We start from the raw sequence: 26,341 nt of genomic DNA on the forward strand, positions 1-26,341 counted from the left end.
CCCGGTCCCGCGCCGGACGCCCGGGCGGCCCGCGCTAGCAGCGCGCCCTCCTCGGCGCCCGGGGGCACCGCGACCGCCCGACCGGGTGACGGCGGCGCGCTGGGGTTAGCGTCGCGCCATGCCGAGCCGCGACGCCGCCGCGCGCGGGGGCCCGGCGGCCGCGTCCCCGGTGCTCCCGGAGGGCTACCGCCCCGGCGAGCCGGGGCTGCGGCGGTCCTCGGTGGCCCTCTTCCTCGCCGGCCTCGTCACCTTCGCCCTGCTCTACGCGCCCCAGCCGCTGCTGCCGCTGCTCGCCGAGGACGTCGGCGTCTCGGCCGGCGCGTCCACGCTCGCGGTGTCCGCCGCGACGGCGGGGCTCGCCGTGGGCCTGCTCGTGGCCGCTCCGCTGTCCGAGCGCGTCGGCCGGACCCGCCTCGTGCACACGTCCCTGCTCGCCTCGGCGGTGCTCGGCCTCGCCTGGGCGCTGGTGCCGTCGTGGCCCGCGCTCGTCACCCTGCGCGCCCTGCAGGGGCTGGCGCTGGCGGGCCTGCCGGCGGTCGCGGTGGCCTACCTGCGCGAGGAGGTGCACCCGAGCGCGGCCGGCTGGGCGACCGGCCTCTACGTGGGCGGCAACGCCGTCGGGGGGATGGTGGGGCGCCTCGTCGCGGCGGGCCTCGCCGAGCTCGGCGGCTGGCGGCTCGCCGCGAGCGCCACCGCGCTCCTCGCCCTCGCCGCGGCGGTGGCCGTGCGGCGGCTCCTGCCCGCCTCGCGCCGATTCGTGCCGGCGCCCGCGGGGCTGCGCCAGCTGGCCCGGCGCACGCGCGGGGTGCTCACGGACCCGGCGCTGCTGGCGCTCTACGCGCTGGCCTTCCTCCTCATGGGCGCCTTCGTGGCCGTCTACAACGCCATGGGCTTCCGCCTCGCCGCCGCGCCCTACGGCCTCGGCCCGGGCCTGGCGGGGCTCGTCTTCCTCGTCTACGCGCTGGGGTCGGTCGCCTCGACGACGGCGGGCCGGCTCGCGGACGCCGTCGGGCGGCGCGCCGTCGTGCCCGTCGCGGTCCTCGTCGTGCTCGTCGGCGCGGGCGCCACGCTGGCCCGCCCCCTGTGGGTGGTGGTCGCGGGCCTGGCCGTCCTCACGGCGGGGTTCTTCGCCGCGCACGGCGTCGCGAGCGGCTGGGTGGCCGCCCGGGCCGGCGCCGGCGGGCGGGCCACCGCGCAGGCGGCGTCGGCCTACCTCGTGGCCTACTACGCGGGCTCGTCCGTGGGCGGGACGCTCGCGGGGGCGGCCTGGGGGGCCGCTCGGTGGCCCGGCGTCGTCGTCCTCGTCACCGCGAGCACCGCCGCCGCGCTCGTCGTGGCGCTGCTGCTGCGCCGCACCCGGTCGCTGCTGCCGCCCGCGCCCGCCGCCGCCGGGGGCGTGCCGTGACCGCGCGGCGCCGGGAGCGCTTCGAGGGCGCCATCGCGGGCGTGGGGACGGCGGAGGGCACCCGCGTCGTCCTCGGGCACTGGCGGCGCTCGCCCTTCGGCGCGGGCGCGGCGGGCGCCTTCACCGACGCGATGGTCGAGCGGGCGGACGGGCACCGGGTGCTGCTCGCGCCCACCCGCGAGGTCGGCGAGTACGTCAGCGGGGTCTACCGCTTCGACGAGGTCCGCGCCGTCGACGTGCGCCTGCGCACGTCGCCCGTGCGCCCCGGGGCGGTGTGGGAGGTCGAGGCGGGGCCGCTGCGCCTGCGCCTCGTCGTGGGGCGCCGCACCCCGCTCGGGGCGCTGCTGCGCCTCGTGCCCGGGCCCGTGGCGTCCGCGCCCGCGTGGGCGACGGCGGTCGACCCGGTGGCCCGGCGGGTCCTGCGCGGCGTGAGCACCCGCGGCAGCGCCGGTGGCGGCCGCCGCGAGTGGTACGGCGCCCGCGACGTCCGCGCGCTCGTCGACGCGACGACCTCGTGGGACGGGCGCGACCTCGGCCCGCTCGCACCCGTCGAGCCCCCCGTGCGCTTCGGCTTCGGCTCGACCCCGCCCGCGCCGTCCCTCGTGCGCGTCGTCTCGACCGTCGAGGCGCCCGACGCCTGAGGCGTCGGCCGGGGCGGCCTCCGACGACGACGGCGCGCCACCCCGAGCGGGGTGGCGCGCCGTCGTCGTCCGGGTCGTCGGACCGGGGTCGCCGGGCCGGCGGAGGGGCTCTCAGTGCCGGCGGGCCCCCGCGAAGACGTCGACGAGCGTCGAGCAGAAGACGTCGAGGTCCCCGGGGTTGCGGCTCGTCACGAGACCGCTGTCGACGACGACCTCCTCGTCGACCCGGTGGCCACCCGCGTTGCGGATGTCCGTGGTGAGGCTCGGGTAGGACGTCAGCGTGCGGCCGCGGACGACGTCGGCCTCGACGAGCGTCCAGGGCCCGTGGCAGATGGCGCCGACGGGCTTGCCCGACGCGACGAAGTCGCGCACGAAGGAGACGGCGCCGTCGTCGACGCGGAGCTTGTCGGGGTTGACCGTGCCGCCGGGCAGCACGAGCGCGTCGTAGTCGGCCCCGTCGACCGAGCCGACGGCCCGGTCGGGGGTGAAGGTGTCGGCGGGCTCGATGTCGCCGTTCATCGCCTGGATCGGGTCGGTGCCGGGGGAGAGGAGGTGGACGCTCGCGCCCTCCGCCTCCAGGGCCTTCCGCGGCTCCACGTACTCCACCTGCTCGACGCCGTCGGCCGCGAGGAACGCGACGGTGAGACCGTCCAGCCTGCCTGCCATGGGGACCTCCTCGGATCGGGTGCGCCGCGCGCGGCGCGGGGCCCGCGGGCGCTCCCGCCGGACGGCGGGGTGCGGGCCCCTCGTCCCGCCACGCTAGGCACCGCCCCGGCGGCTCCCGTAGGGTCTGCGCCGACCGACCGGGTCGCGCGCACGTGCGCGGGGCCGTCGCCGCTCGCGGCGGGTTCGGGCCCGGGCGGTGGTCGCCCGCGGCGGGAGGAGGCCGGAGGTGCTGGACAGGTGCGGCTGAGGGAGGCCCTGGCGGACCGCCGCGTGCTCGTGACGGGGGTCACGGGCTTCATCGGCGAGGCGCTGCTGCGGACCCTGCTCGTCGAGGCGCCGCAGGCCCGCCCGGTGGTGCTCGTGCGACCCAAGGCCGGGCAGCCGGCCGCCGACCGCGTCGCCCGGCTGCTGCGCCGCCGCACCTTCGCCCCGGCCGCCGAGGCCGCGGGCGGGCCCGAGCGGCTGCTCGAGCGCGTCGAGGTGGTCGAGGGCGACCTCGAGGACGTGCCCGCCCTGCCGCGGGACCTCGACGTCGTCGTCCACTGCGCGGGCGAGGTCGGCTTCGCCCCGCCGCTGCAGGAGGCCTTCGCCGTCAACGTCGTCGGCACCCGGCACCTCCTCGAGCGGGTCCTCGAGGCCAGCGCCCCCGGCCCCGACCGGGGCGGGCGCGGACCCGTCCACTACGTGCACGTGTCCACGGCCTACGTCGGCGGCCGCCGACGCGGGCCCGTGCCCGAGGCGTCCGTCGAGCACGCCGTCGACTGGCGCGCGGAGCTCGACGCCGCCGTCCGCCTCGCCGCCCGCATCGAGGAGGACTCGCGCACGCCCGAGGTCCTCGCCCGCTTCAACGCCGAGGCGCAGGCCCTCCACGGCCGAGCGGGGCCCCTGACCGCCGCGGCCGACGCCGAGCGCCGCCGCCGCGAGTGGGTGCTCGCCGAGCAGCGCGAGGCCGGGCGCCAGCGCGGCCACAGCCTGGGGTGGACCGACGTCTACACGTTCACCAAGGCCCTCGGCGAGCGCGTCGTCGAGGAGGTGGGCGCGCCGCTGCCCGTCAGCGTCGTGCGCCCGTCCATCGTCGAGTCCGCGCTCGAGCACCCGCACCCCGGGTGGATCGAGGGCTTCAAGATGGCCGAGCCGCTGATCATGGCCTACGGGCGCGGCGAGCTCCCCGAGGTGCCGGCGGCGCCCGACTCGACCATCGACATCGTGCCCGTCGACCACGTCGTCAACGCGCTCGTCGCCGTGTGCGCGACGACGCCGGAGCCGGGCTCGCCGCAGTACTTCCACGTCTCGTCCGGGGCGCGCAACCCGCTCACCTTCCGGCGGCTGTACGAGCTCGTCCGCGAGCACTTCCTCGCCCACCCCTTCGACACGGGCGAGGGCCCGGTGGACCTGCCGGTGTGGGACTTCCCGGGCGCCGCCCCGGTCGAGCGCCGGCTGGCGCTCGGCGAGCGCGTGCACGCCACCGCGGAGCGCGCGCTCACGTACGTGCCGCGCTCTGAGCGGGTGCGCGGCTGGAGCCGCGACCTCGACCGCCTGGGCCGCCGGCTCGCGCTGCTGCGCCAGTACTCCGACCTGTACCAGCCGTACACGCAGTCCGAGCTGCACTTCGTCGACGACGCGACCCTCGCGCTGCACCGGGCGCTCGACCCGCAGGACGTGCCGGCCCTCGGGTTCGACACGGCCGTCGTCGACTGGCCCCACTACATCCGGGACGTGCACGCCCCGAGCGTGACCAAGCCGGTGCGCAAGCAGGACGAGCTGCGGCGGATGCGGGCGCGCCGGGGCCCCGCGGGCGTGCGCCGCCCCCTCGTGCCCGCCGAGCCGGGCGCCGAGCCCTCGGACGTGCTGGCCGTCTTCGACCTCGACGGCACGCTGCTGACGGCGAACGTCGTCGAGACCTACCTGTGGACGCGGCTGCCCGGGCTCGGCACGGCGGGGCAGGCGCGCGAGGTGCTGTCCCTGGCGCGGAGCCTGCCCTCGATGCTCCTCACCGAGCGCCGCGACCGCGGGGACTTCCTGCGCCAGGTGTACCGGCGCTACCGCGGGGCCGACCTGCGGCTCCTCGACGAGCTCGCGGACACCGTGCTGGCCCCCGCGCTGCTGGAGCGCGCGAGCGACGCCGCCCTGCAGCGCGTCGCGGCCCACCGCGCGGCGGGGCACCGCACGGTGCTCCTGTCGGGCGCCGTCGAGCAGCTGGCCCGCCCGCTCGCGCCGCTCTTCGACGAGGTCGTGACGGCGCGGCTCGCCGTCGACGCCGACGGCCGGGCGACCGGGCACCTCACCGCCCCGCCGCTGGTGGGCGAGGGCCGCGCGGCCTGGGTCGTGCGGTACGCCGAGGTCCACGGCTTCGACCTGGCGAAGAGCTACGCCTACGCCGACAGCCACTCCGACCTGCCGCTGCTGCGGGCCGTCGGCCTGCCGACGGCCGTCTCGCCCGACGTGCCGCTGCTGCGCGCGGCCCGCGGCGCCGGGTGGCCCGTCGAGGTGTGGGCGGCCCGCACCACGCTGCCGCGCCGGCTGCGCACGCCGCGGGCGGTGACGGCGTGAGCGCCGACGGCACGAGGGGGACGACGTGAGCGCGGACGACGTGCGGGGGACGACGCGGACGACGCGGGCAGGGGAGCGGCCGTGACCGGCGACGGCGCCCAGGACGCCCACGAGACCGCCGTCGCCGCCCTGGAGACGCAGGTCGGGCTGCTCGTGCGCCGGGCGCGGGCCTTCTCGACGTCGGTGGCCGCCGAGGTGCACCCCGACCTCGATCACTCGGCCTACGGGATCCTCCAGCGCCTGGCCACGGTGGGCGCGGAGCGCACCACCGACCTGGCCGCCTTCCTCGGCGTCGGCAAGCCGACCACGTCGCGCCAGCTCTCCCAGCTCGTCGAGCTGGGGCTCGTGGAGCGCACCAGCGACCCGACGGACGGGCGGGCCTCCCTCGTGCGGCTGACGGCCGACGGCTCCCGGCGCTTCGCCCGGGTCCGCGAGGACCGCCGGGCCAACCTGCGCCGGCAGCTCGCGCCCTGGGCGGACGAGGACGTCGAGTCGCTCGCCCGCCTGCTCGAGCGCTTCAACGACCTGGGCGCGGGGCGCCCCGACCCGCAGCAGGAGCGCGCGGCCGACTGAGGGCGCGGCAGACCTCGGGCGCGGCAGACCTCGGGCGCGGCCGACCGGGGGGGCGGCCGACCGGGCGCCGCCGTCCTGACCTGACGACGAGAGCCCCGCACCGCCAGGCGGTGCGGGGCTCTCGTCGTCAGCGCTCGCCGAGCGCGGGGGTCAGTGCCCGCCGGACTCCGCGAGGCGCTCGCGGGAGGCCTCGATCTCCTTCTCGGCGTCGGCGCGGCCGACCCAGTGGGAGCCCTCGACGGACTTGCCGGGCTCGAGGTCCTTGTAGATCCGGAAGAAGTGGTCGATCTCCTGCCGGTAGAACTCGCCGACGTCGCCCAGGTCCTGGATGTGCTCGAGGCGCGGGTCGCCCGCAGGGACGCAGAGGACCTTGTCGTCGCCGCCCGCCTCGTCGCGCATGTGGAACATGCCGACCGCGCGGGCGCGCACGACGCAGCCCGGGAAGGTGGGCTCGTCGAGCATCACGAGCGCGTCGAGCGGGTCGCCGTCGTCACCGAGCGTGCCGTCGATGAAGCCGTAGTCCGCGGGGTACCGCGTGGCCGTGAAGAGCGTGCGGTCCAGCCGGATCCGCCCCGTCTCGTGGTCCACCTCGTACTTGTTGCGGTTCCCCTTGGGGATCTCGATCGTGACGTCGAACTCCACGTGCATGCCCTCCATCGGCAGGTCCGGCGCGCCGGGAGACCGGCGCGTGCGCCGGTCCCGCGGTCGTCGTGTGCTGGTGCTCCGCTGCGTAGTGTGGCGCACGCGAGGGCCGGGCCCGTCGGTCGGTGCCCGCCCGGGTGGTCGAGCCCGGGGTGGCCGAGCCGCTGACGGCATGGGCGCCGGACCGGTGCCGCACCGCCGTCGCGCCCGGGCCGACCCGGCAGCGGGCGCGTCGGACGGTGAGAGGGCGGGGCGGAGGTCCGGTGGCAGGTCGTCGCAGCGCACCCGGGGGCGAGCCGGGTCCTGGGCCGACCACCGGGCCGACCTCCGGGCCGACCTCTGGGCCCGTGCCCCGCCGCGGCCGTCGGCGCGTGGGACGGGCGGCGGGGGCGACGCTGCTCGTGCTGGCGCTCGCCGGCGGCTACGCGACGGCCGACGCCGCCGACGTCGTCCCCGGCCCCCTCACCACGGCGCCGCCGCCGGTCGCCGACCCGTGGCCCGACGCCCCCGGCGCGGTCGTGCCCGCCTCGCCCCCCGGTCCCGTCCTGCCCGCCGCCGGCCGGCAGGCCCCCGCCCCGGACCCGGGGCGGCTGCGGGAGGTCCTCGGGCCGCTGCTCGCGGCCCCCGCCCTGGGGCCGTCCCGGTCGGCCGTCGTCGCGGACGCCCTGACGGGGGAGGTGCTGCTCGACGAGCGCGCGGGCGAGGCGCACCAGCCGGCCTCGACGGCGAAGCTGCTCACGGCCGCGGCCGCCCTGTCCGTCCTCGGCGGCGCCACGACCCTGCCGACGTCGGTCGTCCTCGGCGCCCCGGAGGGCGGGCCGGGGGACGCGCAGGGCGACGCGGAGGGCGGCGGTGACGGGGGCGCCGCGCCCGTGGCCGTCCTCGTCGCGGGCGGGGACGTGCTGCTGGGGGCGGGCGCCGGCGACCCCGCCGCCGTCGTGGGGCGCGCGGGGCTCGCCGACCTCGCCGACGAGGTCGCGGCGACCCTCGCCGGCGGCGCGGGCGGCGGCACGGCCGGAGCCCCGGCCGGAGCCCCGGCCGTGCGCCTGCGCGTGGCCGACCCCCTCGCGCCCACCGGCCCGGTGCGCCCCTCGACCTGGACGCCGGGCGACGTCGCCCTCGGGTTCGCCGCGGACGTCACCGGCGTCGCCGTCGACGCGGGGCGGCTCGCGCCGGACGAGTACGCCCCGCGCGCCCCGGACCCCGCCCTCGCCGCCGCCGACGCGCTGGCCGACCTCCTGCGCGCGCGGGGCGTGGACGTCGTCGGGGAGGCCCGACGCACCGACCCGGCGCTCGTGCCCGCGGGCGCCCCCGTCCTCGGCGAGGTGCGCTCGGCGCCCGTGGCCGACGTCGTCGAGCACGTCCTGCGCGTCAGCGACAACACGGGGGCGGAGGTGCTCGGTCTCCTGGTGGCGCGCGCGACCGGCGCCCCGGTGACGCCGGAGGGCGCCACGTCGGCCGTGCGCGCCGCCGTGGCGGAGCGGGGCGTCGCCGTCGACGGCGTCGCGCTGACGGACTCCAGCGGGCTCGGCGACGGCAGCGCGCTCACCGCACGGGCGCTCGTGGACGTCCTCGGCCGGGCCGCGCGCGAGGAGGAGCTGCGCCCGCTCCTCGAGGGCCTGCCCGTGGCCGGGCTCACGGGCTCGCTCGCCGCCCGGCTCGGCGACGAGCCCGCCGCCCGCGGGGTCGTGCGCGCCAAGACGGGCACGCTCACCGGCGTCACGGCGCTCGCCGGCGTCGTCGTGGACGCCGACGGGCGCCTGCTCGCCTTCGCCGTGCTCGCCGACGCCGTCCCGGCCACCGAGCCGGCGCGCGCCGCCGTCGACGACGTCGCGGCGGCCCTCGCCGCCTGCGGCTGCCGCTGACCCCGGGGGCCCTCGGGGTGCGACGGGGGCGTCACCGTCGCGCCGGCGGGGCCGCACGGGGTGGAGACGGCCTCACCCCCGCGGCGGGGGAGGCCCGGGTGGACCAGGCGTCGGGTCGGTGCCGGGGACGCCGCCTACGGTGGCGGCGTGAGCACCACGCAGGCGGGGCCGGCCGGGACGACGTCGGGCGGGGCGACGACGCCGGGCGGGGCCCCGCTCGTCGACCAGCTCGTCGACTGGGAGCTGGCCGTGCGCGTCGCCGGCCGCCTCGCGCCTCCCGGGCCGCAGGTCACGCGGGCGGAGGCCGACCGGGCGGTCACCCAGCTGCGGCGCCTCGCCGAGCGGGCCACGGGGCACGTCGCCGAGACGACGGGCCTGGACGTGCCGCCGGACACGGGGGCCGTCGTCGTGGACCGCACCGGGTGGGCGCGGGCCAACGCCGCCGCCTTCCGGGAGCTCCTCGAGGCCCCCGTGGTGCGCGCCCGCGACGCGCGGCGGGAGAAGGACGAGCGCGACGGGCGCCGCCGCCGCGAGGACGGCCCGGGCGCGGCGGCCGCCGTGGCCCTCGGGCGGCGCGCGACGGGCGCGGAGGTGGGGGCGCTGCTGGCCTACCTGGCGCCGCGCGTGCTCGGCCAGTACGACCCCTTCGGCCCGGACCCGGCAGGGGCCGCCGCCCGGGCGCCGGGGGAGCCGGGGCGCCTGCTGCTCGTCGCCCCCAACGTCGTGGCCGTCGAGCGCGAGCTGCGGCTGCGGCCGCGCGACTTCCGCCTGTGGGTATGCCTCCACGAGGAGACCCACCGGGTGCAGTTCACCGCGGCGCCGTGGCTGGCCGGGCACCTGCGCGCCCGCACCGAGGGGCTCGTCGGCGACGTCGTGGGCGAGCCGGGGCAGCTCCTCGCGCGGCTGCGGGCCGCGGCGCAGCGCCTGCCCGACGCCGTCTCCGAGGGCGGCGACGGCCTCGTCGGCATCATGGCGACCCCCGAGCAGCAGGCGGTCGTGGCCGAGGTGACCGCCGTGATGTCGCTCCTCGAGGGGCACGCCGACGTCGTCATGGACGAGGTCGGCCCGTCGGTGGTGCCGAGCGTGGCGACCATCCGCGAGCGCTTCACCACCCGCCGCGGCGGGCGGCCGGGCCTCGACCGGGTGGTCCGCCGCCTCCTCGGCCTCGACGCGAAGATGCGCCAGTACCGCGACGGCGCGGCCTTCGTGCGCGGCGTCCTCGCCGACGTCGCCGTGGACGGCCTCAACGCCGTCTGGACGGGGCCGGAGCAGCTGCCGCGGCCCGCGGAGATCGCCGACCCGCGCGCCTGGGTGCGCCGGGTGCACGGCTAGGACCGTCGTGGGCGCCCCCTCCGCCGACCCCTCGGCGGCCGTCGCGGGGTCATCGGCGCCGGGCCCGCGGCGCCGGGGCCCCGACCCGGCGGTCGCCGACGTCCGCCGCGCGGTGGAGGCCGCGCTCGCGGACGTGCCGCCGGGGGCGCTCGTGCTCGTGGGCTGCAGCGGCGGCCCGGACTCCCTCGCGCTCGCCGCCGGCCTCGCCTGGTGGGCCCGGCCCGGACGCCGCGGGGGTGCGCGCGGGCGGGGCGGGGCGCTCGTCGTCGACCACGGCCTGCAGCCCCGCAGCCACGCCGTGGCCGCGCGCGCCGCGGACGTCTGCCGGGCCCTGGGGCTGGCGCCCGTGCGGGTGGCGACGCTCGACCCCGGCCCCGCGCGCGGGGGCGGCGGCCCCGAGGCCCGGGCCCGGGACGGGCGCCACGCCGCTCTCCTCGAGGGCGCCGCGGCGGAGGGCGCCGCGGCCGTGCTGCTCGGGCACACGCGCGACGACCAGGCCGAGCAGGTGCTCCTGGCGCTCGCCCGCGGCTCGGGGGCCCGCTCGCTCGCGGGCATCCCGCCGCGCCGGGGGCTGCTGCGCCGGCCGCTGCTGGGCCTGCCGCGCGCGACGACGCTGGCCGCCTGCGCGGCCCTCGGCCTCGAGCCCTGGCACGACCCCACGAACGCGGACCCGCGGCACGGCGGGCGCACGGACCCGAGCGGGGGAGCGGGCCACCAGCGCCGGGCCCTGGTGCGCGCGCACCTGCTGCCCGCCCTGGAGGCCGACCTCGGCCCGGGCGTCGCGGCGGCGCTCGCCCGGTCCGCGGACCTGCTGCGCGAGGACGCCGACCTGCTCGAGCACCTCGCCGACGAGCTGCTGGCCCGCGCCGCCCGGGCCGCTCGCGACGTCGCTCCGGGTGCGGCCGCCGGCGCCGACCCCGCCGCCGAGCCCTCCGCTGGCGCCGCCTCCGTCGCCCTCGACGCCGACGTGCTCGCAGCGGCCCCGGCGGCGCTGCGGCGGCGGGCGCTCCGGGCGGCCGCGGTGCGGGCCGGCGCGCCGGCGGGGGACGTCTCCGCGGCGCACGCCGCGGCGCTCGACGCCCTCGTCACCGCCTGGCGCGGCCAGGGACCCGTCCGGCTGCCCGGCGCGGTCGAGGGGCGCCGCGCCTGTGGCAGGCTGCTCCTGGCGCCAGCCCCCCGCTGAGGCCCGCGGCCCGGCAGTCCCCCCGGAGGGGTCCCACCGGCCCGCGACCCGCACCACCGCAGCCCCGCGCCGGCCCCCCGGCCGCGCCAGAGCGCCGGAAGGAGCACCACCCGCGTGGACGCCGCCGACATGGGAGCGGACCTCGAGAAGGTCCTCATCAGCGCCGACGAGATCCGCGACAAGCTCGCCGAGCTGGCCGCGCGCGTGGACGAGGACTACGCGGGCAAGGACGTGCTCCTGCTCGGAGTGCTCAAGGGCGCGGCGCTCGTCATGTCCGACTTCGTGCGGGCGCTGCACGTGCCGGCGCAGATGGACTGGATGGCCATCTCGAGCTACGGGTCGGGCACCAAGTCCTCCGGCGTCGTGCGCATCGTCAAGGACCTCGACACCGACATCACGGGCCGGCACGTGCTCATCGTCGAGGACATCATCGACTCGGGCCTGACCCTGTCCTGGCTCGTGGCCAACCTCAGCAGCCGCGGCGCCGCCTCGGTCGAGATCCTCACGCTGCTGCGCAAGCCCGAGGCCGCCAAGGTGCACGTGGACGTGCGCTACACGGGCTTCGAGATCCCCAACGAGTTCGTCGTGGGCTACGGCCTCGACTTCGCCGAGCGCTACCGCGGGCTGCCCTTCGTGGGCACGCTCGCGCCGCACGTCTACCGCAGCTGAGGCGCGAGCCGCCCGGGCCCTGACGCCCCGCCCGGGCCGGTGCCGCGACCGCCCCGCCCCGAGGGAGCGCCCCGTGACGACCACCGCCCCCGCGCCCGCCGCCCCCGCGGGCCCGTCGCCGCGCGACGTCGAGGCGGCGCTGCGCCGCGCCGGGCTCACCGACGTCGACGCCTCCCCGCGCCGCCGCGCGGAGTACTCCACCGACGCCTCGCTCTACCGCGTCGTGCCGCAGGTCGTCGCCTTCCCGCGCTCGGCCGACGAGGTGGCGGCCGCGGTCGAGGTCGCCCGCGAGACCGGGGTGCCCGTCGTCGCCCGGGGCGGGGGGACGTCGATCGCGGGCAACGCCGTCAGCACCGGCGTCGTGCTCGACACCTCCCGGCACCTCGACCGGCTCCTCGAGGTGGACCCCGAGGCGCGCACCGCGGTGGTCGAGCCGGGCCTCGTCCTCGGCGACCTGCAGCGCCGGCTGGCTCCGCACGGGCTGCGCTTCGGCCCCGACCCGTCCTCGGGCAGCCGCGCGGCGATCGGCGGCATGATCGGCAACAACGCCTGCGGGTCGCGCGCCCTCGGCTACGGCCGCACCGACGCCAACGTCCTCGGCGTCCACGCCGTCACGGGCACGGGGGAACGCCTCGTCCTGCGCAGCCGCGGCGGCGAGGCGCCCGACCGCCCGCAGACCACGCCGGCCCTCTCGACGCCCGAGACCTCGCCCGTCCTCGCGCGGCTGCGCGACGTCGTCGCCGGGGACCTCGGGACCGTCCGCACCGAGCTGGGCCGCTTCGGCCGCCAGGTGTCGGGGTACGCGCTGGAGCACCTGCTGCCGGAGAAGGGCTTCGACGTCGCCCGCCTGCTCGTCGGCAGCGAGGGCACCCTCGCGCTGCTCACCCGGGCCGAGCTGCGCCTCGTGCGGTCCCCGGAGCGCACGGTCCTCGTCGTCCTCGGCTACCGCGACATGGTCGAGGCCGCCGAGGCGGTCCCCGCGATCCTGCGGCACGGCCCGGTCGCCTGCGAGGGCCTCGACGCGCGGCTCGTCGACGCCGTCGAGCAGCGCCTGCGCTCGCCCGTCCCGCAGCTGCCCGCGGGCGGCGGCTGGCTGCTCGTGGAGCTCGGCACCGACGAGCGCGGGGCGACGCCGGACGGGCTCGCCGACCTCGCCGCCCGGGCCCGCGCGGTCGTCGCCGACGCCGGGACGAGCGCGACGCGCCTCGTCGAGGACCCGGTGGAGGCGCGCACGCTGTGGCGCATCCGCGAGGACGGCGCCGGCCTGGCCACGCGGGCCCCCTCGGGCCGGCCCGGGCACGCCGGGTGGGAGGACACCGCCGTCCCGCCGGAGCGCCTGGCCGCCTACCTGCGCGACTTCGACGCGCTCATGGACTCCTACGGCCTCACCGCCATCCCCTACGGGCACTTCGGCGACGGCTGCCTCCACGTCCGCATCGACTACCCGCTGGAGCAGCCAGGCCGCGAGGGCGTCTACCGGGAGTTCGTCGAGGCCGCGGCGGCGCTCGTCGCCTCGCACGGCGGCTCGATGTCGGGCGAGCACGGGGACGGCCGCGCCCGCAGCGAGCTGCTGCACCACATGTACTCCCCGCGCGTGCTCGACCTCTTCGCGCAGGTCAAGGGCGTCTTCGACCCCCTCGACGTCCTCAACCCCGGTGTGCTCGTGCGGCCCCGCTCGCTCGACGCCGACCTCCGGCCGCAGCCGTGGCCCGCGCCCGAGCGCACCGGCCAGGGACGCACGGGTCAGGCGCGCACGGGTCAGGCGCGCACGGGCCCGGGGCCGACGCCGCTGGCCTTCGGCTACCGCGCCGACGGCGGCAGCTTCGCCGCGGCCGTCCACCGCTGCGTGGGCGTCGGCAAGTGCCGCGCCGACATGACGGGCTCCGGCGGCGTCATGTGCCCCTCCTACCTCGCGACGAAGGACGAGAAGGACTCCACGCGCGGGCGCTCGCGGGTCCTGCAGGAGATGGTGGCGGGCTCCCTCGGCGCCCCGACGACCGTCGACCGCGGCTGGCGCTCGCCGGAGGTCCACGAGGCGCTCGACCTGTGCCTGTCGTGCAAGGGCTGCCTGTCGGACTGCCCCACGGGCGTCGACATGGCGACCTACAAGGCCGAGGCGACCCACCAGGCCTACAAGGGCCGGCTGCGGCCGATGAACCACTACGTCCTCGGTTGGCTGCCGTACCTGTCGCGCGTCGCGAGCCTCGTGCCGCGCCTGGCCAACGGCTCGCTGTCCTTCGGCCCGCTGGCCCGCCTCCTCAAGCGGGTCGGCGGCATCGACCAGCGCCGCGCGCTGCCCCGCTTCGCCCGGCGGCGCTTCAGCGCGTCGGCCCCGGCGGTGCTCGCCGGCGCCCGGCGGGACGCCGAGCGCCGCGCCGGGGAGGGCGCGCGCCCCGGTCCGGGTGCGGGCGGGCAGAAGGTCGTCCTGTGGGCCGACAGCTTCACCGAGCACTTCTCGCCCGAGGTCGGCCACGCGGCCGTCCGGGTCCTCGAGCACGCCGGCTTCGACGTCGAGCTCGCACCGCGGGACGTCTGCTGCGGGCTCACGCTCGTCTCCACCGGCCAGCTCGACCTCGCGCGGCGCCAGCTGCGCCGGACGGTGCGGCGCCTCGCCGCCGTGACGGCGGGCGGCCCCGACGGGCCGCCGGTGCCGCTCGTCGTCCTCGAGCCCTCGTGCCTCGCGGTGCTGCGGCACGACGCCTCGGCGCTGCTGTCCGGTGACGAGGCGGTGCCCGAGGAGCTCGTCACCGAGCTCGCGGCGCGCTCGCGGACCCTCGCCGAGGTGCTGGCCGCCCACGCCTCCGACGTCCCCTGGCCGCACCTGGCCGGGCTCGAGGCCGTCGCGCAGCCGCACTGCCACCAGCACGCCGTCCTCGGCTTCGAGGCCGACCTCGACCTGCTGCAGGGCAACGGCGTCGCCGTCAAGGCGCTGGGCGGGTGCTGCGGTCTCGCCGGCAACTTCGGCGTGGAGGAGGGGCACTACGACGTCTCCGTCGCCGTCGCCCGGACGGCGCTCCTCCCGGCGGTCGAGGCCGCCCCGCCGGACGCTGTCGTCCTGGCCGACGGCTTCTCCTGCCGGACCCAGCTCGCCGAGCTGGCCGACCGCCGCGGCCTCCACCTCGCCGAGCTCCTGGCCCGCGGGCTGCCGGGCGCGGACGAGGCAGGGGCGGACCGCCGGGTCCGCTGACGGCGAACGCCGCCGCGGCGCCGGAACAGCGCCCGGGCGTCGCCCGTTCAGCGGGCGGGACGGGGGAGGCGACGGCCGCAGGCCGCCGGGAGCCCCGGTGTACCGTCGATCCACGGCTTCTGCGACCAGGAGGGACGGGGCGCGAGCCCCTCGCACACCGATGAACCTCAAACGACTCGCCCGCGGGCCGATCCTCTGGGTCGTCCTCGCCCTCGCCATCCTGCTGCTCGCGACGCAGCTCCTCGGTTCCGGCGGGGCGACGAAGATCAGCACCTCCGAGGGCCTGGCGCTCATCGGCGGCGGCACGGTGGACAACGCCCAGGTGGTCGACGGCGAGCAGCGGGTGCAGCTGGGGCTGTCCGAGCCCTACGAGCCGGAGGCCGGCGGCGCCGAGACGCGGCAGGTGGAGTTCTACTACGTCACCCCGCGCGGCGACGAGGTCGTGCAGGCCCTGAGCGACGCGCAGGTCGCCTCCGTCGACGACGAGGTGCCCCAGCCGTCCTTCCTCGGGTCGCTGCTGTCCACGCTGCTGCCGCTGATCCTCCTCGTCGCGATCTTCTGGTTCGTCCTGTCCCGCATGCAGGGCGGCGGCGGGCGCATCGCCCAGTTCGGGAAGTCGAAGGCCAAGATGGTCTCCAAGGAGACCCCCAAGGTCACCTTCGCCGACGTCGCGGGCGCCGACGAGGCGGTCGAGGAGCTCCAGGAGATCAAGGACTTCCTCGCCGACCCGACCCGCTTCCAGGAGGTCGGCGCGAAGATCCCCAAGGGCGTCCTGCTCTACGGCTCGCCCGGCACCGGCAAGACGCTGCTCGCGCGCGCCGTGGCGGGCGAGGCGGGCGTCCCCTTCTTCTCCATCTCCGGCTCGGACTTCGTCGAGATGTTCGTCGGCGTCGGCGCCAGCCGCGTGCGCGACCTCTTCGAGCAGGCGAAGAACAACTCGCCGGCCATCATCTTCGTCGACGAGATCGACGCCGTCGGCCGCCACCGCGGCGCGGGCATGGGCGGCGGCCACGACGAGCGCGAGCAGACGCTCAACCAGCTCCTCGTCGAGATGGACGGGTTCGACGTCAAGACCAACGTCATCCTCATCGCGGCGACCAACCGCCCCGACATCCTGGACCCGGCCCTGCTGCGCCCCGGCCGCTTCGACCGGCAGATCGCCGTCGAGCCGCCGGACATGAAGGGCCGCGAGCGGATCCTGCAGGTGCACGGCAAGGGCAAGCCCCTCGCGCCCGACGTCGACCTGCTCGCCGTCGCGCGCCGCACCCCGGGCTTCAGCGGTGCCGACCTCGCCAACGTCCTCAACGAGGCCGCGCTGCTCACGGCGCGCACGCACGCCAAGGTCATCGACAGCGCCGCGCTCGACGAGGCGATCGACCGCGTCATCGCCGGCCCGCAGAAGCGCACCCGGCTGATGAACGACAGCGAGAAGAAGATCACCGCCTACCACGAGGGCGGGCACGCCCTCGTGGCCGCCGCGATGCGGCACACCGACCCGGTGACGAAGGTGACGATCCTCCCGCGCGGCCGGGCGCTGGGCTACACGATGGTCATGCCGAGCGAGGACAAGTACTCGACGACGCGCAACGAGCTGCTCGACCAGCTGGCCTACGCGCTGGGCGGTCGCGTCGCCGAGGAGATGGTCTTCCACGACCCGACGACGGGCGCGAGCAACGACATCGAGAAGGCCACCGGCATGGCCCGCAAGATGGTCACCGAGTACGGCATGAGCGAGCGCGTGGGCGCCATCAAGCTCGGCTCCGGCGCCGGCGAGCCCTTCATGGGCCGCGACATGGCCCACGACCGCGGCTACGGCGAGGGCCTCGCCTCCGTGGTCGACGACGAGGTCCGCCGGCTCATCGAGGCGGCGCACGACGAGGCCTGGGAGGTCATCGTCGAGCACCGCCCCGTGCTGGACGAGCTCGTCCGCCGCCTGCTCGAGAAGGAGACGATCGACCGCGAGGAGCTGGCGGAGGTCTTCGCCCCGGTGCAGAAGCGGCCGCTGCGGCCGGTGTGGCTCTCCAGCGAGCGCCGCGCCGTCTCCGACCAGCCGCCGATCCTCACCCCCGCCGAGCGTCGCCGCCTCAACGGGTCGGCCAACGGCTCCGTCAACGGCAACGGCCGGAGCGGGAGCAACGGCCACGGCGCGCCGGCGCCGCAGGACCAGGCCGCGGGCGCCCGCCCCGAGCACCCGGCGCAGGGCGTCGGCGAGGTGCCCGAGGGCGGTCAGGTCGACCCCGGGGCGCAGGGCTGAGCGTCGGCGACCGCGGCGAGGCGCCTGGGGCCAGCGGGTCCCGCATCGGCCGCCTCGAGACCGAGGCGCTGACGGCGCCCTCGCCGCGGCCCTTCGACGCCCCGCGGGCCGAGGCGGCCGTGCGCGAGCTGCTCGCCGCGGTGGGGGAAGACCCGGAGCGCGACGGCCTGCGGGACACGCCCGCCCGGGTGGCGCGGATGTACGCCGAGGTGCTCGGCGGGCTGCACGAGGACGCCGCCGACGTCCTCTCGACGTCCTTCGACCTGGGCCACGACGAGCTCGTCCTCGTGCGCGACATCGAGGTGTACTCGCTGTGCGAGCACCACCTCGTGCCCTTCCACGGCGCCGCGCACGTCGGCTACGTGCCCGCGGCCGACGGCCGCATCACCGGCCTGTCCAAGCTGGCGCGCCTCGTCGACGTCTTCGCGCGCCGCCCCCAGGTGCAGGAGCGGCTGACGACGCAGGTGGCCGACGCCCTCGTGGCGCACCTGCAGCCGCGCGGGGTCATCGTCGTCGTCGAGTGCGAGCACCTGTGCATGTCGATGCGCGGCGTCCGCAAGGCGGGGGCGCGCACCACCACCTCGGCGATGCGCGGCCAGCTGCGCGACCCGGCGACGCGCGCCGAGGCCCTCTCGCTCATCCACGGCCGGTGACGGCCGTGAGCGAGCCCGCCGCCGGGCCGGCGGACCCCACCGCCGCCCCGCCCCCTGCCACCGCCGTGCCGCTCGCGGCCGTCGACCCGCCGCCCGTGCCCGGCCTCACCGGCCCGCCGGCCGGCCGCGCGCTCGTCATGGGCGTGCTCAACACCACGCCCGACTCCTTCAGCGACGGCGGCTCCTGGCTGGACCCGGCTGCGGCCGTCCTGCACGGCCTCGCCATGGCCGCCCACGGCGCCGACCTCGTCGACGTCGGCGGGGAGTCCACCCGGCCCGGCGCCGCACGGGTCGAGCCGGAGGAGGAGCAGCGGCGCGTGCTGCCCGTGGTGCGCGCGCTCGCCGACGAGGGCGTGGCCGTCAGCGTCGACACCATGCGGGCCTCGACCGCCGCGGCGGCGCTCGAGGCGGGGGCCGCCCTCGTCAACGACGTCAGTGGCGGCCTCGCCGACCCCGCGATGGCGCCGCTCGTGGCCGAGCGCGGGGTCCCGTTCGTGGCGATGCACTGGCGCGGGCACGCCGACGTCATGACCGGCCTCGCCGAGTACGGCGACGTCGTCGCGGAGGTCCGCGACGAGCTCGCGCGCCGGGCTGACGCCCTCCTGGCGGCCGGCATCCGCGAGGACCGCCTCGTGCTCGACCCGGGCCTCGGCTTCGCCAAGACGGCCGAGCAGGGCTGGGAGCTGCTCGCCGGCCTGGACGCCCTCGTCGGCCTCGGCCGCCCGCTGCTCGTGGGGGCCTCGCGCAAGGGCATGCTCGGCGCGCTGCTCGCCGGCGACGACGGCGCCCCGCGCCCGGCCGGGCAGCGCGACGACGCGACGACGGCCCTGACCGCCCTGGCCGCCGCCGCGGGCGCCTGGTGCGTGCGCGTCCACGCCGTGCGCCCGAGCGCCGACGCCGTCCGCGTCGCCGCGCGCGTCGCCGCGGCCCGCGTGGCGACCGCCCGCCGCGCGGAGGGCGTCCGGTGACTGGCACCGGGGCGGGCCCGCAGGTCGCCGTGGACCGCATCGAGCTCTCCGGCCTGCGCGTCCGCGGGCGCCACGGGGTGCTGGCCGCCGAGCGGGAGCTGGGGCAGGTCTTCGTCGTCGACCTCGTCCTCGAGCTCGACACCCGCGACGCGGCGGCGAGCGACGACGTCGTCGACACCGTGCACTACGGCGAGGTGGCCGAGGAGGTCGCGGTCGTCGTCGCCGGCGAGCCCGTGGCCCTGCTCGAGCGCCTCGCGCAGCGGGTGGCCGACGTCGTCCTCGCCCGGGAGCGCGTGCGCGCCGTCGAGGTGGCCGTGCACAAGCCCCAGGCGCCCATCGGCGTGGCCTTCGACGACGTCGTCGTCCGCGTCCGCCGCGAGGCGCCCGTGCGCGGGGAGCACCTCGCCGACGCGGGGTCGACGGGGACCCCGGTGGTGCTGGCCCTCGGCTCCGACCTCGGCGACCGCGCCGAGGTGCTGCGCTCGGCGGTGGCCTCCCTGGCGCGCGTCCCCGGCCTCGTGCTGACCGGCGTCTCGCCCGTCGTCGAGTCCGCCCCCGTCCGTCTGCCGGGCACGCAGGCGGCCGAGGCGCCGGACGAGGACCAGCAGCCCTTCCTCAACGCCGTCGTCGTCGGGCGCACGACGCTCGCCCCGCTCGACCTCCTCGCCGCGTGCCGGCGGGTCGAGGCCGGGCACGGGCGCGTGCGCCGCGAGCGGTGGGGGCCGCGCACGCTCGACGTCGACGTGGTCGACCTCGGCGGGGCGGTGGCGCGCGACGACGAGCGGCTCCTGCTGCCGCACCCGCGCGCCCACGAGCGCGCGTTCGTGCTCGTGCCGTGGTCGCTCGTCGACCCGTCCGCGCACCTGGCGGGGCCGGGGGGCGGCACCGTGGCGGAGCTGGCCGCGGCCCTCGACGCCGCCGAGCCGGGCGCCGTCGTCGTCCGCCGCGACGTCGACCTGCCGCTGCCCCCGCCCGTCCTCGGCGGCGCCGCCGCCGGCGGGGGAGCGCCGTGACGCCGACCCGCTGGACCACTCCGGTGGGGGTCGCCCTCGTCACCGCCGTCGTCGGCTTCGCGCTCGTCGGCCCGCTCGAGATGCTCGGGCTGACCCTCACGCGCCTGCCGTGGACGGCGGTCGCGGCCGTGCTGCTCCTCGCCGTCGTCGTGCTCGTCCTGGGCTGGCCGGTGCGCCGGTGGAACCGCGGGCACCGCGACCGCCCGCTGGACCCGCTGCGCGCGGCGCGCACCGCGGTGCTCGGGCAGGCCTCGGCGCTCGCGGGCGCGGCCCTGCTCGGCTGGTACGTGGGGCAGGTCGTCCACCTCCTGCCCGACGTCGCGTACCCGCTGCCGCGGCAGTCCGTGCTGGCGCTGCTCGTCGCGGCCGGCGCCGCGGCGCTGCTGCTCGTCGCCGGCCTCGTCGTCGAGCGCTGGTGCCGGCTGCCGGACGACGACGAGGACGACGCGCCACCGGGGGCCGCGAGCTCGCGCTGACGGGCAGGAGCAGCTCATGTCGTCTAAAGGATCTAAAGAGTGCGGGTATCTTCGTCGGCGAGGAGGTCACCCATGCCCAACCCCTTCAAACCCACGGCCGGCGCCCGCCCCCCGCTGCTCATCGGTCGCCAGCAGGTGCTCGACGAGTTCGGAACGGCGCTGGAGGACGGGCCCGGGGCCCCCGGGCGTCTCAGCCTCCTCACGGGCGCCCGAGGAGTGGGCAAGACGGTCCTCCTGACCGAGATGGGCGAGAGCGCCCGGGCTCGCGGGTGGGTGGTGGTGGACGAGACCGTGACGCCGGGTCTCCTGGGCCGCCTCGTCGACGCCGCCGCGGCTGCGGTCGCTTCCCTGGACACCACTCCCCACGGGGGGCGCCGGGTGTCGGGCCTCACGGTGGCCGGCGTCGGTGGGGTGGTCTTCGAGGCGGCGCCTCGTCAGGATCGTCCAGGACTCCAGGTGGCGCTCGAGCAGCTCCTCGACGCCCTCGAAGCGCACGGCGTCGGCCTCCTCGTCACCGTCGACGAGGTGCACAGGAAGGGCATGCCGGAGCTCCGCCAGCTCGCCGCTGTGCACCAGCACCTCGTCCGGCGCGACCGCGACGTCGCCCTCGCGCTGGCGGGCCTCCCGTCCGCCGTGGACGCGCTCCTGGGCGATGACGTGCTCACCTTCTTGCGTCGCGCGGAGCGGGTGACTCTCGCCGACCTGCCGCTGCCCGCGGTGCGCCAGTCGCTGGGGCAGACCTTCGACGGCTCCGGACGCGGCATCCGCCCCGAGGCGCTGGACGCGGCGACGGCGGCGACCGGTGGCTACCCCTTCATGGTCCAGCTCGTCGGCTACCACGTGTGGCGTGCCGCCCACGAGGGCGTGGTCGACCTCGCGGCGGCGGCGACGGGCGTCGCCGCCGCCCGCGTCCGCCTGGGGAGCACCGTCCACGAGGCGAACCTCAACGCCCTCTCGGCCGTCGACCGGACCTACCTCGTCGCCATGGCGCAGGACGAGGGTGCATCGCGGACGGTCGAGGTGGCACGGCGACTCGACCGCGACATGCGGTACCAGAGCGTCTACCGGGACAGGCTCATCGCAGCCGGCATCATCCGGCCGGCCGGGCACGGGCTCGTCGAGTTCGCAGTCCCCTACCTCGGGGAGTACCTGCGCGAGCACGCGGCCCGGTACGAGATGCAGGACAGGGGCGGTTCGCGCGGTTGACTCTCGTGGCCGGTGCGCCGCGTCCGACCGACGGCCGGTCTGGTCGCCGATCGGCTCCGGTCCGGTGGGAGGCAGACGGCCCGGCCCGGCCCGCACGGGCTCTGGCGCCGGGGGCGCCCGAGCGGCACGATCCGCCTCGACGACGCGTGGGCGGACGGAGGAGGGCGCATGGCCGGCGAGGACGCGGCTGCGGGCGGCTTCAGCGACGACGAGCGTGCGGCGGTGCGCCAGCGCGCCGAGGAGCTGCGGAGCACGAAGGGGCTCAAGGGGGCCGCGCGGCTCGCCAAGGAGCTCGAGGCGTGCCTCGAGGCCGTCGACGCGCTGGAGGGGGCGGACCGGCTCGTGGCGACGGAGCTGCACCGCGTCGTCACCGAGGAGGCGCCGCACCTGGCGCCGAAGACCTGGTACGGGTTCCCCTCCTACGCCCGCGACGGCGACGTCGTCGTCTTCTACCAGCCGGCGTCGAAGTTCGGCACCCGCTACGGCACCGTCGGCTTCCAGCAGGGCGCGGCCCTCGACGACGGGCCGATGTGGGCGACGTCGTTCGCGGTCGTCGACGTCGACGACGCCGTGCGGGAGCGCCTGCGCGAGCTCGTCCGGCGCGCGGCCCCGGCGCCGGGCTGAGGGCGCCGGGCCGGGGGAGGCCTACCCTGGACGCCGACATGGCTGACCAGCGCACCTCCGCCCGGAGCGGCTCCCGCCGCGGGCCCGGCCGACCCCCTCGTCAGGGTGAGAGGGGTCGTGGCGGCCAGGGCGGTCGCGGTCAGGGTGGCGGCGGGGGGCAGGGGCAGCGCCCGGGCGGCCCCCCGCCGCAGGACACCCCCCGCAGCGCGGCGCTGCGGGCCGCGCTCGCGGAGGTCGGCGTCGCCGACGCCCAGCGCCTCGAGCGGCGCCTCGACGGGGCCCTGCGCCGGCCGGGTCCCGAGCGCGACCCGGCGCTCGACCGGCTCGAGCCCGAGGTCGAGGCGGCCCGAAGCCGCCTGGCCGCCCGCCGCGCGTCCGTCCCGGCGCTCTCGTACCCGCCCGAGCTGCCCGTCTCGGGGGCGCGCGAGGAGATCGCCGCCGCCATCCGCGACCACCAGGTCGTCGTCGTCGCCGGCGAGACCGGCTCCGGCAAGACGACCCAGCTGCCGAAGATCTGCCTCGAGCTCGGGCGCGGGGCGCGGGGCATGGTCGGGCACACCCAGCCCCGGCGGATCGCCGCGCGGGCGGTCGCCGAGCGCGTCGCCGAGGAGCTGGCGGTGCCGCTGGGGGAGCAGGTCGGCTACGCCGTCCGCTTCACCGACCGCGTGAGCGACCGCACGCTCGTGTCCGTCGTCACCGACGGCATCCTGCTGGCCGAGGTGCAGCGCGACCCGCTGCTCTCGCGCTACGACACCGTCATCATCGACGAGGCGCACGAGCGCTCGCTCAACATCGACTTCCTGCTCGGCATCCTCCACCGGCTCCTGCCCCGGCGGCCCGACCTCAAGCTCGTCATCACCTCGGCGACCATCGACCCGCAGCGCTTCGCCGACCACTTCGCCGACGTCGCCGGCGAGGTCCCGGTCATCGAGGTCTCCGGGCGGACCTACCCGGTCGAGGTCCGCTACCGGCCCCTCGTCGAGGACGCCGCGGGGGACGAGGACGACGACGCCGAGGACGACGGCGAGGACGACCAGCCGGCCCGGGCGGCCAAGGACCCGGTGCAGGGGGTGTGCGACGCCGTCCGCGAGCTCGCCGCCACGGGCCCGGGCGACGTCCTCGTCTTCCTGCCCGGCGAGCGGGAGATCCGCGAGGCGTCCGACGCCGTCGCGCGGATGCAGCTGCGCGGCACCGAGGTGCTGCCCCTGTACGCCCGCCTGTCGGGGGCCGAGCAGCACCGGGTCTTCTCCGCGCACGGGCCGGGCGTCCAGCGGCGGGTCGTCCTGTCCACCAACGTCGCCGAGACGTCGCTGACCGTCCCGGGCATCCGGTACGTCGTCGACGCCGGGCTCGCCCGGGTTTCCCGCTACAGCGCCCGGCTCAAGGTCCAGCGGCTGCCGGTCGAGCCCGTCAGCCGCGCCAGCGCGGACCAGCGGTCGGGCCGGTGCGGCCGCGTCGCCGAGGGCGTCGCGATCCGCCTCTACAGCGAGGCCGACTACGACGGCCGACCGCGCTTCACCGACCCCGAGGTCCTTCGGACGTCGCTGGCCTCGGTCATCCTCCAGATGGCGGCGCTCGGCCTCGGCCGGGTCGAGGACTTCCCCTTCGTCGACCCGCCCGACCGCCGCCAGGTCGCCGACGGTCTCGCCCTGCTCACCGAGCTGGGCGCAATCGAGGACGACCTGGCGGCGGTCGGGCGCGCCGACGGCGGGGACCGGCGCGAGCGCGGCCCCGCCGAGCAGCGGCAGCTGCGGCTGACCCCGGTCGGGCGCCGCCTGGCCCGCCTGCCGCTCGACCCGCGCCTGGCCCGCATGGTCCTCGAGGCCGACCGGAACAGCTGCGTCGCCGAGGTCCTCGTCATCGCCGCCGCCCTGTCGGTGCAGGACCCCCGCGAGCGCCCCGTCGAGCACCAGCAGGCGGCGGACGCCGCGCACGCCCGCTTCCGCGACGAGCGCTCGGACCTCCTCACCCTCCTGGCCCTCTGGCGCTACCTCCACGCCCAGCAGGACGCCCTGTCCAGCAGCGCCTTCCGACGGATGTGCAAGCGCGAGTTCCTCTCGTGGCTGCGCGTGCGCGAGTGGCAGGACGTGCACCGCCAGCTCCGCCAGCTCACCCGCTCCCTCGGCGTCGACGCCTCCTCCAGCGCCTCGTCGACCCCGGACGAGGCCGAGGACGGGGCCGACACCCTCGCCGAGGCGGACGACGACGGACCGGGCGGGGCCGCCGACGAGGTCCTGCCCGGCAGCGAGCAGCAGGTCGACGCCGACCGCGTCCACGCCAGCGTCCTCGCGGGCTTCCTCTCGAGCATCGGGATGCGCGAGGAGCGGGCGAAGGACCCGCGGGCGAGGGGCCAGCAGGGCCGGGACGGCCAGCGGCCCGAGCGCCGCGACCGCCGGGGCGTCGAGTACCTCGGCGCGCGCGGCGCCCGCTTCGCGCTGTGGCCGGGCTCGGTGCTGGCGCGCAAGCCGCCGGCGTGGGTCATGGCGGCCGAGCTCGTCGAGACCTCGCGGCTGTGGGCGCGCGGCGTCGCCGCCATCCAGCCGGAGTGGGTCGAGGCGCTGGCCGGCCACCTCGTCCGGCGCACGTACTCCGAGCCGCACTGGAGCAAGAAGCGGGCGTCCGTCGTGGCGTCCGAGCGCGTGCTGCTCCACGGCCTGCCGCTCGTGGCCGCGCGCACGGTGGCCTACGGGCGCGTCGACCCCGTGACGAGCCGCGACCTCTTCATCCGCCACGCGCTCGTCGAGGGCGACTGGGTGAACCACCACCGCTTCCTCGAGGACAACCGCGCGCTGCTCGAGGAGGCCGAGGACCTCGAGCACCGCACGCGCACGCGCGGTCTCGTCGTCGACGAGGAGGCGCTCGTCGCCTTCTACGACGCGCGGGTGCCCGCCGACGTCGTCTCCGGCGCCCACTTCGACCGCTGGTGGAAGGGCGAGCGGCGCCGGCACCCGGACCTGCTGACCTTCGACCCCGCCGCGCTGCTCGCCGACGCCGCCTCGGGGGTCCAGGTCGACGACTACCCGCTCACGTGGCGGGTCGGCGACCTCGACCTGCGCGTCTCCTACCGCTTCGCCCCGGGCGAGGAGGACGACGGCGCCACGGTGCACGTGCCGATCCGCGCGCTCGCGCAGCTGGACCCGGAGCCCTTCGCCTGGCAGGTGCCCGGGCTGCGGCACGAGCTCGTCACCTCCCTCGTGCGAGGGCTGCCCAAGGCGGTGCGGCGCCACCTGGCGCCGGCGCCCGACCGCGCCGACGCCGTCCTCGCCGTCGCCGGCCCGCACGACGGTCCGCTGCTGCCCGTGCTCTCCCGCGAGCTCGAGCGGCTCACCGGCACGGCGGTGCCCGTGGACGACTGGGATCCGGACACCCTGCCGGACCACCTGCGCGTCCGCTTCGCCGTCCACGACGGCGACGACGACGGCCGCGAGGGGTCCCCGGTCCTCGGCGCCGGCCGCGACCTCCTCACGCTGCGCCGCGCGCTCACCGCCGACGTCCGGCGGGCCGTCTCGGCCGCCGCGTCCGACCTCGAGCGCGGCGGCGCCCGCGACGCCGGGGCCGCCTTCGCGGGCGGCGCCCTGCCGCCGGAGGTCTCCACGGCGGGCGTGGCCGGGTTCCCCGCGCTCACCGACGAGGGCGATGCCGTCGCCGTCCGCGTGCACCCCACCGCCGCGGAGGCGCGGGTGGCCCAGCGCGCTGGGACCCGCCGGCTCCTGCGGCTGGAGCTGCCGACGCCGGGCAAGGACGTCGTGCAGCGGCTGTCGAACGCCGACCTCCTCGTGCTGGCGCGCAGCCCCCACGGCAGCACCGCGGCGCTGCTCGACGACTGCTGGGACGCCGTCCTCGACGACCTCGTGCGCCGCGCGGGCGGGCCGCCGACCGACCCCGAGGGCCACGCCGCCCTGCGCGAGCGCGCCCGCGCCGAGGGGCCCGCGGCCGTGGCCGACGTCGTCGCCGTCGTCGTGCGCGTGCTCCGCAGCGCCGGCGAGGTGGAGGCGGCCCTCGACCGGCTCGCCTCCTCGGGCGGGTCCGGGCTGCAGGCCCTGGCGGTGCGCCCGGCGCTCGAGGACGCCCGCGCCCAGCTGGCCGGCCTCGTCCACCCCGGGTTCGTCGCGGCGACGGGGCGGGATCGGCTGCCCGACCTGCAGCGCTACCTCCAGGCGCTCTTGCGCCGCCTGGCCTCCCTGCCGGCCGACGCCGCGCGCGACCGCGACCGCACGGGCGTCGTCGAGCGCGCGAGCGCCGACTACGCGCGCGCCGTCGCCGCCCTGCCGCCCGTGCGCCGCGGTGACGACGACGTCCGCGAGGTCCGCTGGATGCTCGAGGAGCTGCGCGTCAGCCTCTTCACCCAGGGGGCGGTCGCGACGCGCGGGTCCGCCTCGCCCCAGCGGGTCGCGCGCGCCCTCGCGAAGCTGCCCCTCGTCGAGGTCTGAGGCC

Annotated in this window: 19 protein-coding genes; 17 read left to right on the forward strand and 2 right to left on the reverse strand. The window is 78.1% G+C overall.

Annotated features, from left to right (window positions below):
• Nucleotides 1–118 precede the first annotated feature (118 nt).
• Both WDV85_RS07215 and WDV85_RS07220 read left to right on the forward strand, forming a co-directional pair.
• Nucleotides 119–1,405, forward strand: a complete 1,287-nt coding sequence (locus WDV85_RS07215) for an MFS transporter (RefSeq protein WP_339569989.1) — start codon at nucleotides 119–121, stop codon at nucleotides 1,403–1,405.
• Nucleotides 1,402–2,046 (forward strand): hypothetical protein, encoded by a 645-nt coding sequence (locus WDV85_RS07220; protein WP_339569990.1) that lies wholly within the window; start codon nucleotides 1,402–1,404, stop codon nucleotides 2,044–2,046. The genes WDV85_RS07215 and WDV85_RS07220 overlap by 4 nt, the downstream gene beginning before the upstream one ends.
• Nucleotides 2,047–2,157: 111 nt before the next feature.
• On the opposite strand, the gene WDV85_RS07225 is transcribed toward WDV85_RS07220, so the two are convergent.
• Nucleotides 2,158–2,712 (reverse strand): type 1 glutamine amidotransferase domain-containing protein, encoded by a 555-nt coding sequence (locus WDV85_RS07225; RefSeq protein WP_339569991.1) that lies wholly within the window; start codon nucleotides 2,710–2,712, stop codon nucleotides 2,158–2,160.
• A gap of 237 nt (nucleotides 2,713–2,949) precedes the next feature.
• Between WDV85_RS07225 and WDV85_RS07230 the strand changes: the two genes are divergently transcribed.
• Nucleotides 2,950–5,262 carry an HAD-IB family hydrolase gene (locus WDV85_RS07230; RefSeq protein ID WP_339569992.1) on the forward strand — a complete coding sequence of 771 codons (2,313 nt, stop codon included), beginning with the start codon at nucleotides 2,950–2,952 and terminating at the stop codon, nucleotides 5,260–5,262.
• An 81-nt stretch (nucleotides 5,263–5,343) separates the two neighbouring features.
• Nucleotides 5,344–5,835 (forward strand): MarR family winged helix-turn-helix transcriptional regulator, encoded by a 492-nt coding sequence (locus WDV85_RS07235; RefSeq protein ID WP_339569993.1) that lies wholly within the window; start codon nucleotides 5,344–5,346, stop codon nucleotides 5,833–5,835.
• A gap of 150 nt (nucleotides 5,836–5,985) precedes the next feature.
• On the opposite strand, the gene WDV85_RS07240 is transcribed toward WDV85_RS07235, so the two are convergent.
• The gene (locus WDV85_RS07240; protein WP_171203933.1) at nucleotides 5,986–6,477 is read right to left on the reverse strand and encodes an inorganic diphosphatase; all 492 of its coding nucleotides are present in this window, start codon (nucleotides 6,475–6,477) and stop codon (nucleotides 5,986–5,988) included.
• Between the two features lie 371 nt (nucleotides 6,478–6,848).
• Here WDV85_RS07240 and dacB point away from each other — a divergent pair, with 371 nt between their 5' ends.
• The 13 genes from dacB (at nucleotide 6,849) to hrpA (ending at nucleotide 26,337) form a co-directional block, all read left to right on the forward strand.
• Nucleotides 6,849–8,342 carry a D-alanyl-D-alanine carboxypeptidase/D-alanyl-D-alanine endopeptidase gene (dacB, locus tag WDV85_RS07245; RefSeq protein ID WP_339569994.1) on the forward strand — a complete coding sequence of 498 codons (1,494 nt, stop codon included), beginning with the start codon at nucleotides 6,849–6,851 and terminating at the stop codon, nucleotides 8,340–8,342.
• A 147-nt stretch (nucleotides 8,343–8,489) separates the two neighbouring features.
• Nucleotides 8,490–9,674 carry a zinc-dependent metalloprotease gene (locus tag WDV85_RS07250; protein WP_339569995.1) on the forward strand — a complete coding sequence of 395 codons (1,185 nt, stop codon included), beginning with the start codon at nucleotides 8,490–8,492 and terminating at the stop codon, nucleotides 9,672–9,674.
• A 112-nt stretch (nucleotides 9,675–9,786) separates the two neighbouring features.
• On the forward strand, nucleotides 9,787–10,857 hold the full coding sequence (gene tilS, locus WDV85_RS07255) for a tRNA lysidine(34) synthetase TilS (RefSeq protein ID WP_445263254.1): 1,071 nt from the start codon (nucleotides 9,787–9,789) through the stop codon (nucleotides 10,855–10,857).
• Nucleotides 10,858–10,971: 114 nt separating this feature from the next.
• Nucleotides 10,972–11,526, forward strand: coding sequence for a hypoxanthine phosphoribosyltransferase (gene hpt, locus WDV85_RS07260; protein WP_298801168.1), 555 nt, complete (start codon nucleotides 10,972–10,974; stop codon nucleotides 11,524–11,526).
• Nucleotides 11,527–11,599: 73 nt separating this feature from the next.
• A complete protein-coding gene (locus tag WDV85_RS07265) occupies nucleotides 11,600–14,713 on the forward strand; it encodes an FAD-binding and (Fe-S)-binding domain-containing protein (protein WP_339569997.1) in 3,114 nt (1,037 codons plus the stop codon).
• A gap of 160 nt (nucleotides 14,714–14,873) precedes the next feature.
• Nucleotides 14,874–16,967: an ATP-dependent zinc metalloprotease FtsH gene (gene ftsH / locus WDV85_RS07270; protein WP_339569998.1), complete on the forward strand. Its 2,094-nt coding sequence runs from the start codon at nucleotides 14,874–14,876 to the stop codon at nucleotides 16,965–16,967.
• A gap of 44 nt (nucleotides 16,968–17,011) precedes the next feature.
• Nucleotides 17,012–17,620: a GTP cyclohydrolase I FolE gene (folE, locus tag WDV85_RS07275; RefSeq protein WP_445263255.1), complete on the forward strand. Its 609-nt coding sequence runs from the start codon at nucleotides 17,012–17,014 to the stop codon at nucleotides 17,618–17,620.
• 137 nt (nucleotides 17,621–17,757) lie between these two features.
• Nucleotides 17,758–18,588, forward strand: a complete 831-nt coding sequence (gene folP, locus WDV85_RS07280) for a dihydropteroate synthase (RefSeq protein ID WP_445263256.1) — start codon at nucleotides 17,758–17,760, stop codon at nucleotides 18,586–18,588.
• On the forward strand, nucleotides 18,585–19,601 hold the full coding sequence (gene folB / locus WDV85_RS07285; protein ID WP_339570000.1) for a dihydroneopterin aldolase: 1,017 nt from the start codon (nucleotides 18,585–18,587) through the stop codon (nucleotides 19,599–19,601). Before folP ends, folB begins: the two co-directional genes overlap by 4 nt.
• Nucleotides 19,598–20,077 (forward strand): DUF3180 family protein, encoded by a 480-nt coding sequence (locus tag WDV85_RS07290; RefSeq protein WP_339570001.1) that lies wholly within the window; start codon nucleotides 19,598–19,600, stop codon nucleotides 20,075–20,077. Before folB ends, WDV85_RS07290 begins: the two co-directional genes overlap by 4 nt.
• A gap of 72 nt (nucleotides 20,078–20,149) precedes the next feature.
• Nucleotides 20,150–21,283 carry an ATP-binding protein gene (locus tag WDV85_RS07295; RefSeq protein WP_339570002.1) on the forward strand — a complete coding sequence of 378 codons (1,134 nt, stop codon included), beginning with the start codon at nucleotides 20,150–20,152 and terminating at the stop codon, nucleotides 21,281–21,283.
• A gap of 168 nt (nucleotides 21,284–21,451) precedes the next feature.
• Nucleotides 21,452–21,907 carry a hypothetical protein gene (locus WDV85_RS07300; protein ID WP_339570003.1) on the forward strand — a complete coding sequence of 152 codons (456 nt, stop codon included), beginning with the start codon at nucleotides 21,452–21,454 and terminating at the stop codon, nucleotides 21,905–21,907.
• 38 nt (nucleotides 21,908–21,945) lie between these two features.
• Complete coding sequence (hrpA, locus tag WDV85_RS07305; RefSeq protein WP_339570004.1) at nucleotides 21,946–26,337, forward strand: ATP-dependent RNA helicase HrpA; 4,392 nt, start codon at nucleotides 21,946–21,948, stop codon at nucleotides 26,335–26,337.
• Nucleotides 26,338–26,341 lie beyond the last annotated feature (4 nt).

This window comes from Pseudokineococcus sp. 5B2Z-1, assembly GCF_037482305.1.
In the GTDB taxonomy this organism is placed as follows: Bacteria; Actinomycetota; Actinomycetes; order Actinomycetales; family Quadrisphaeraceae; genus Pseudokineococcus.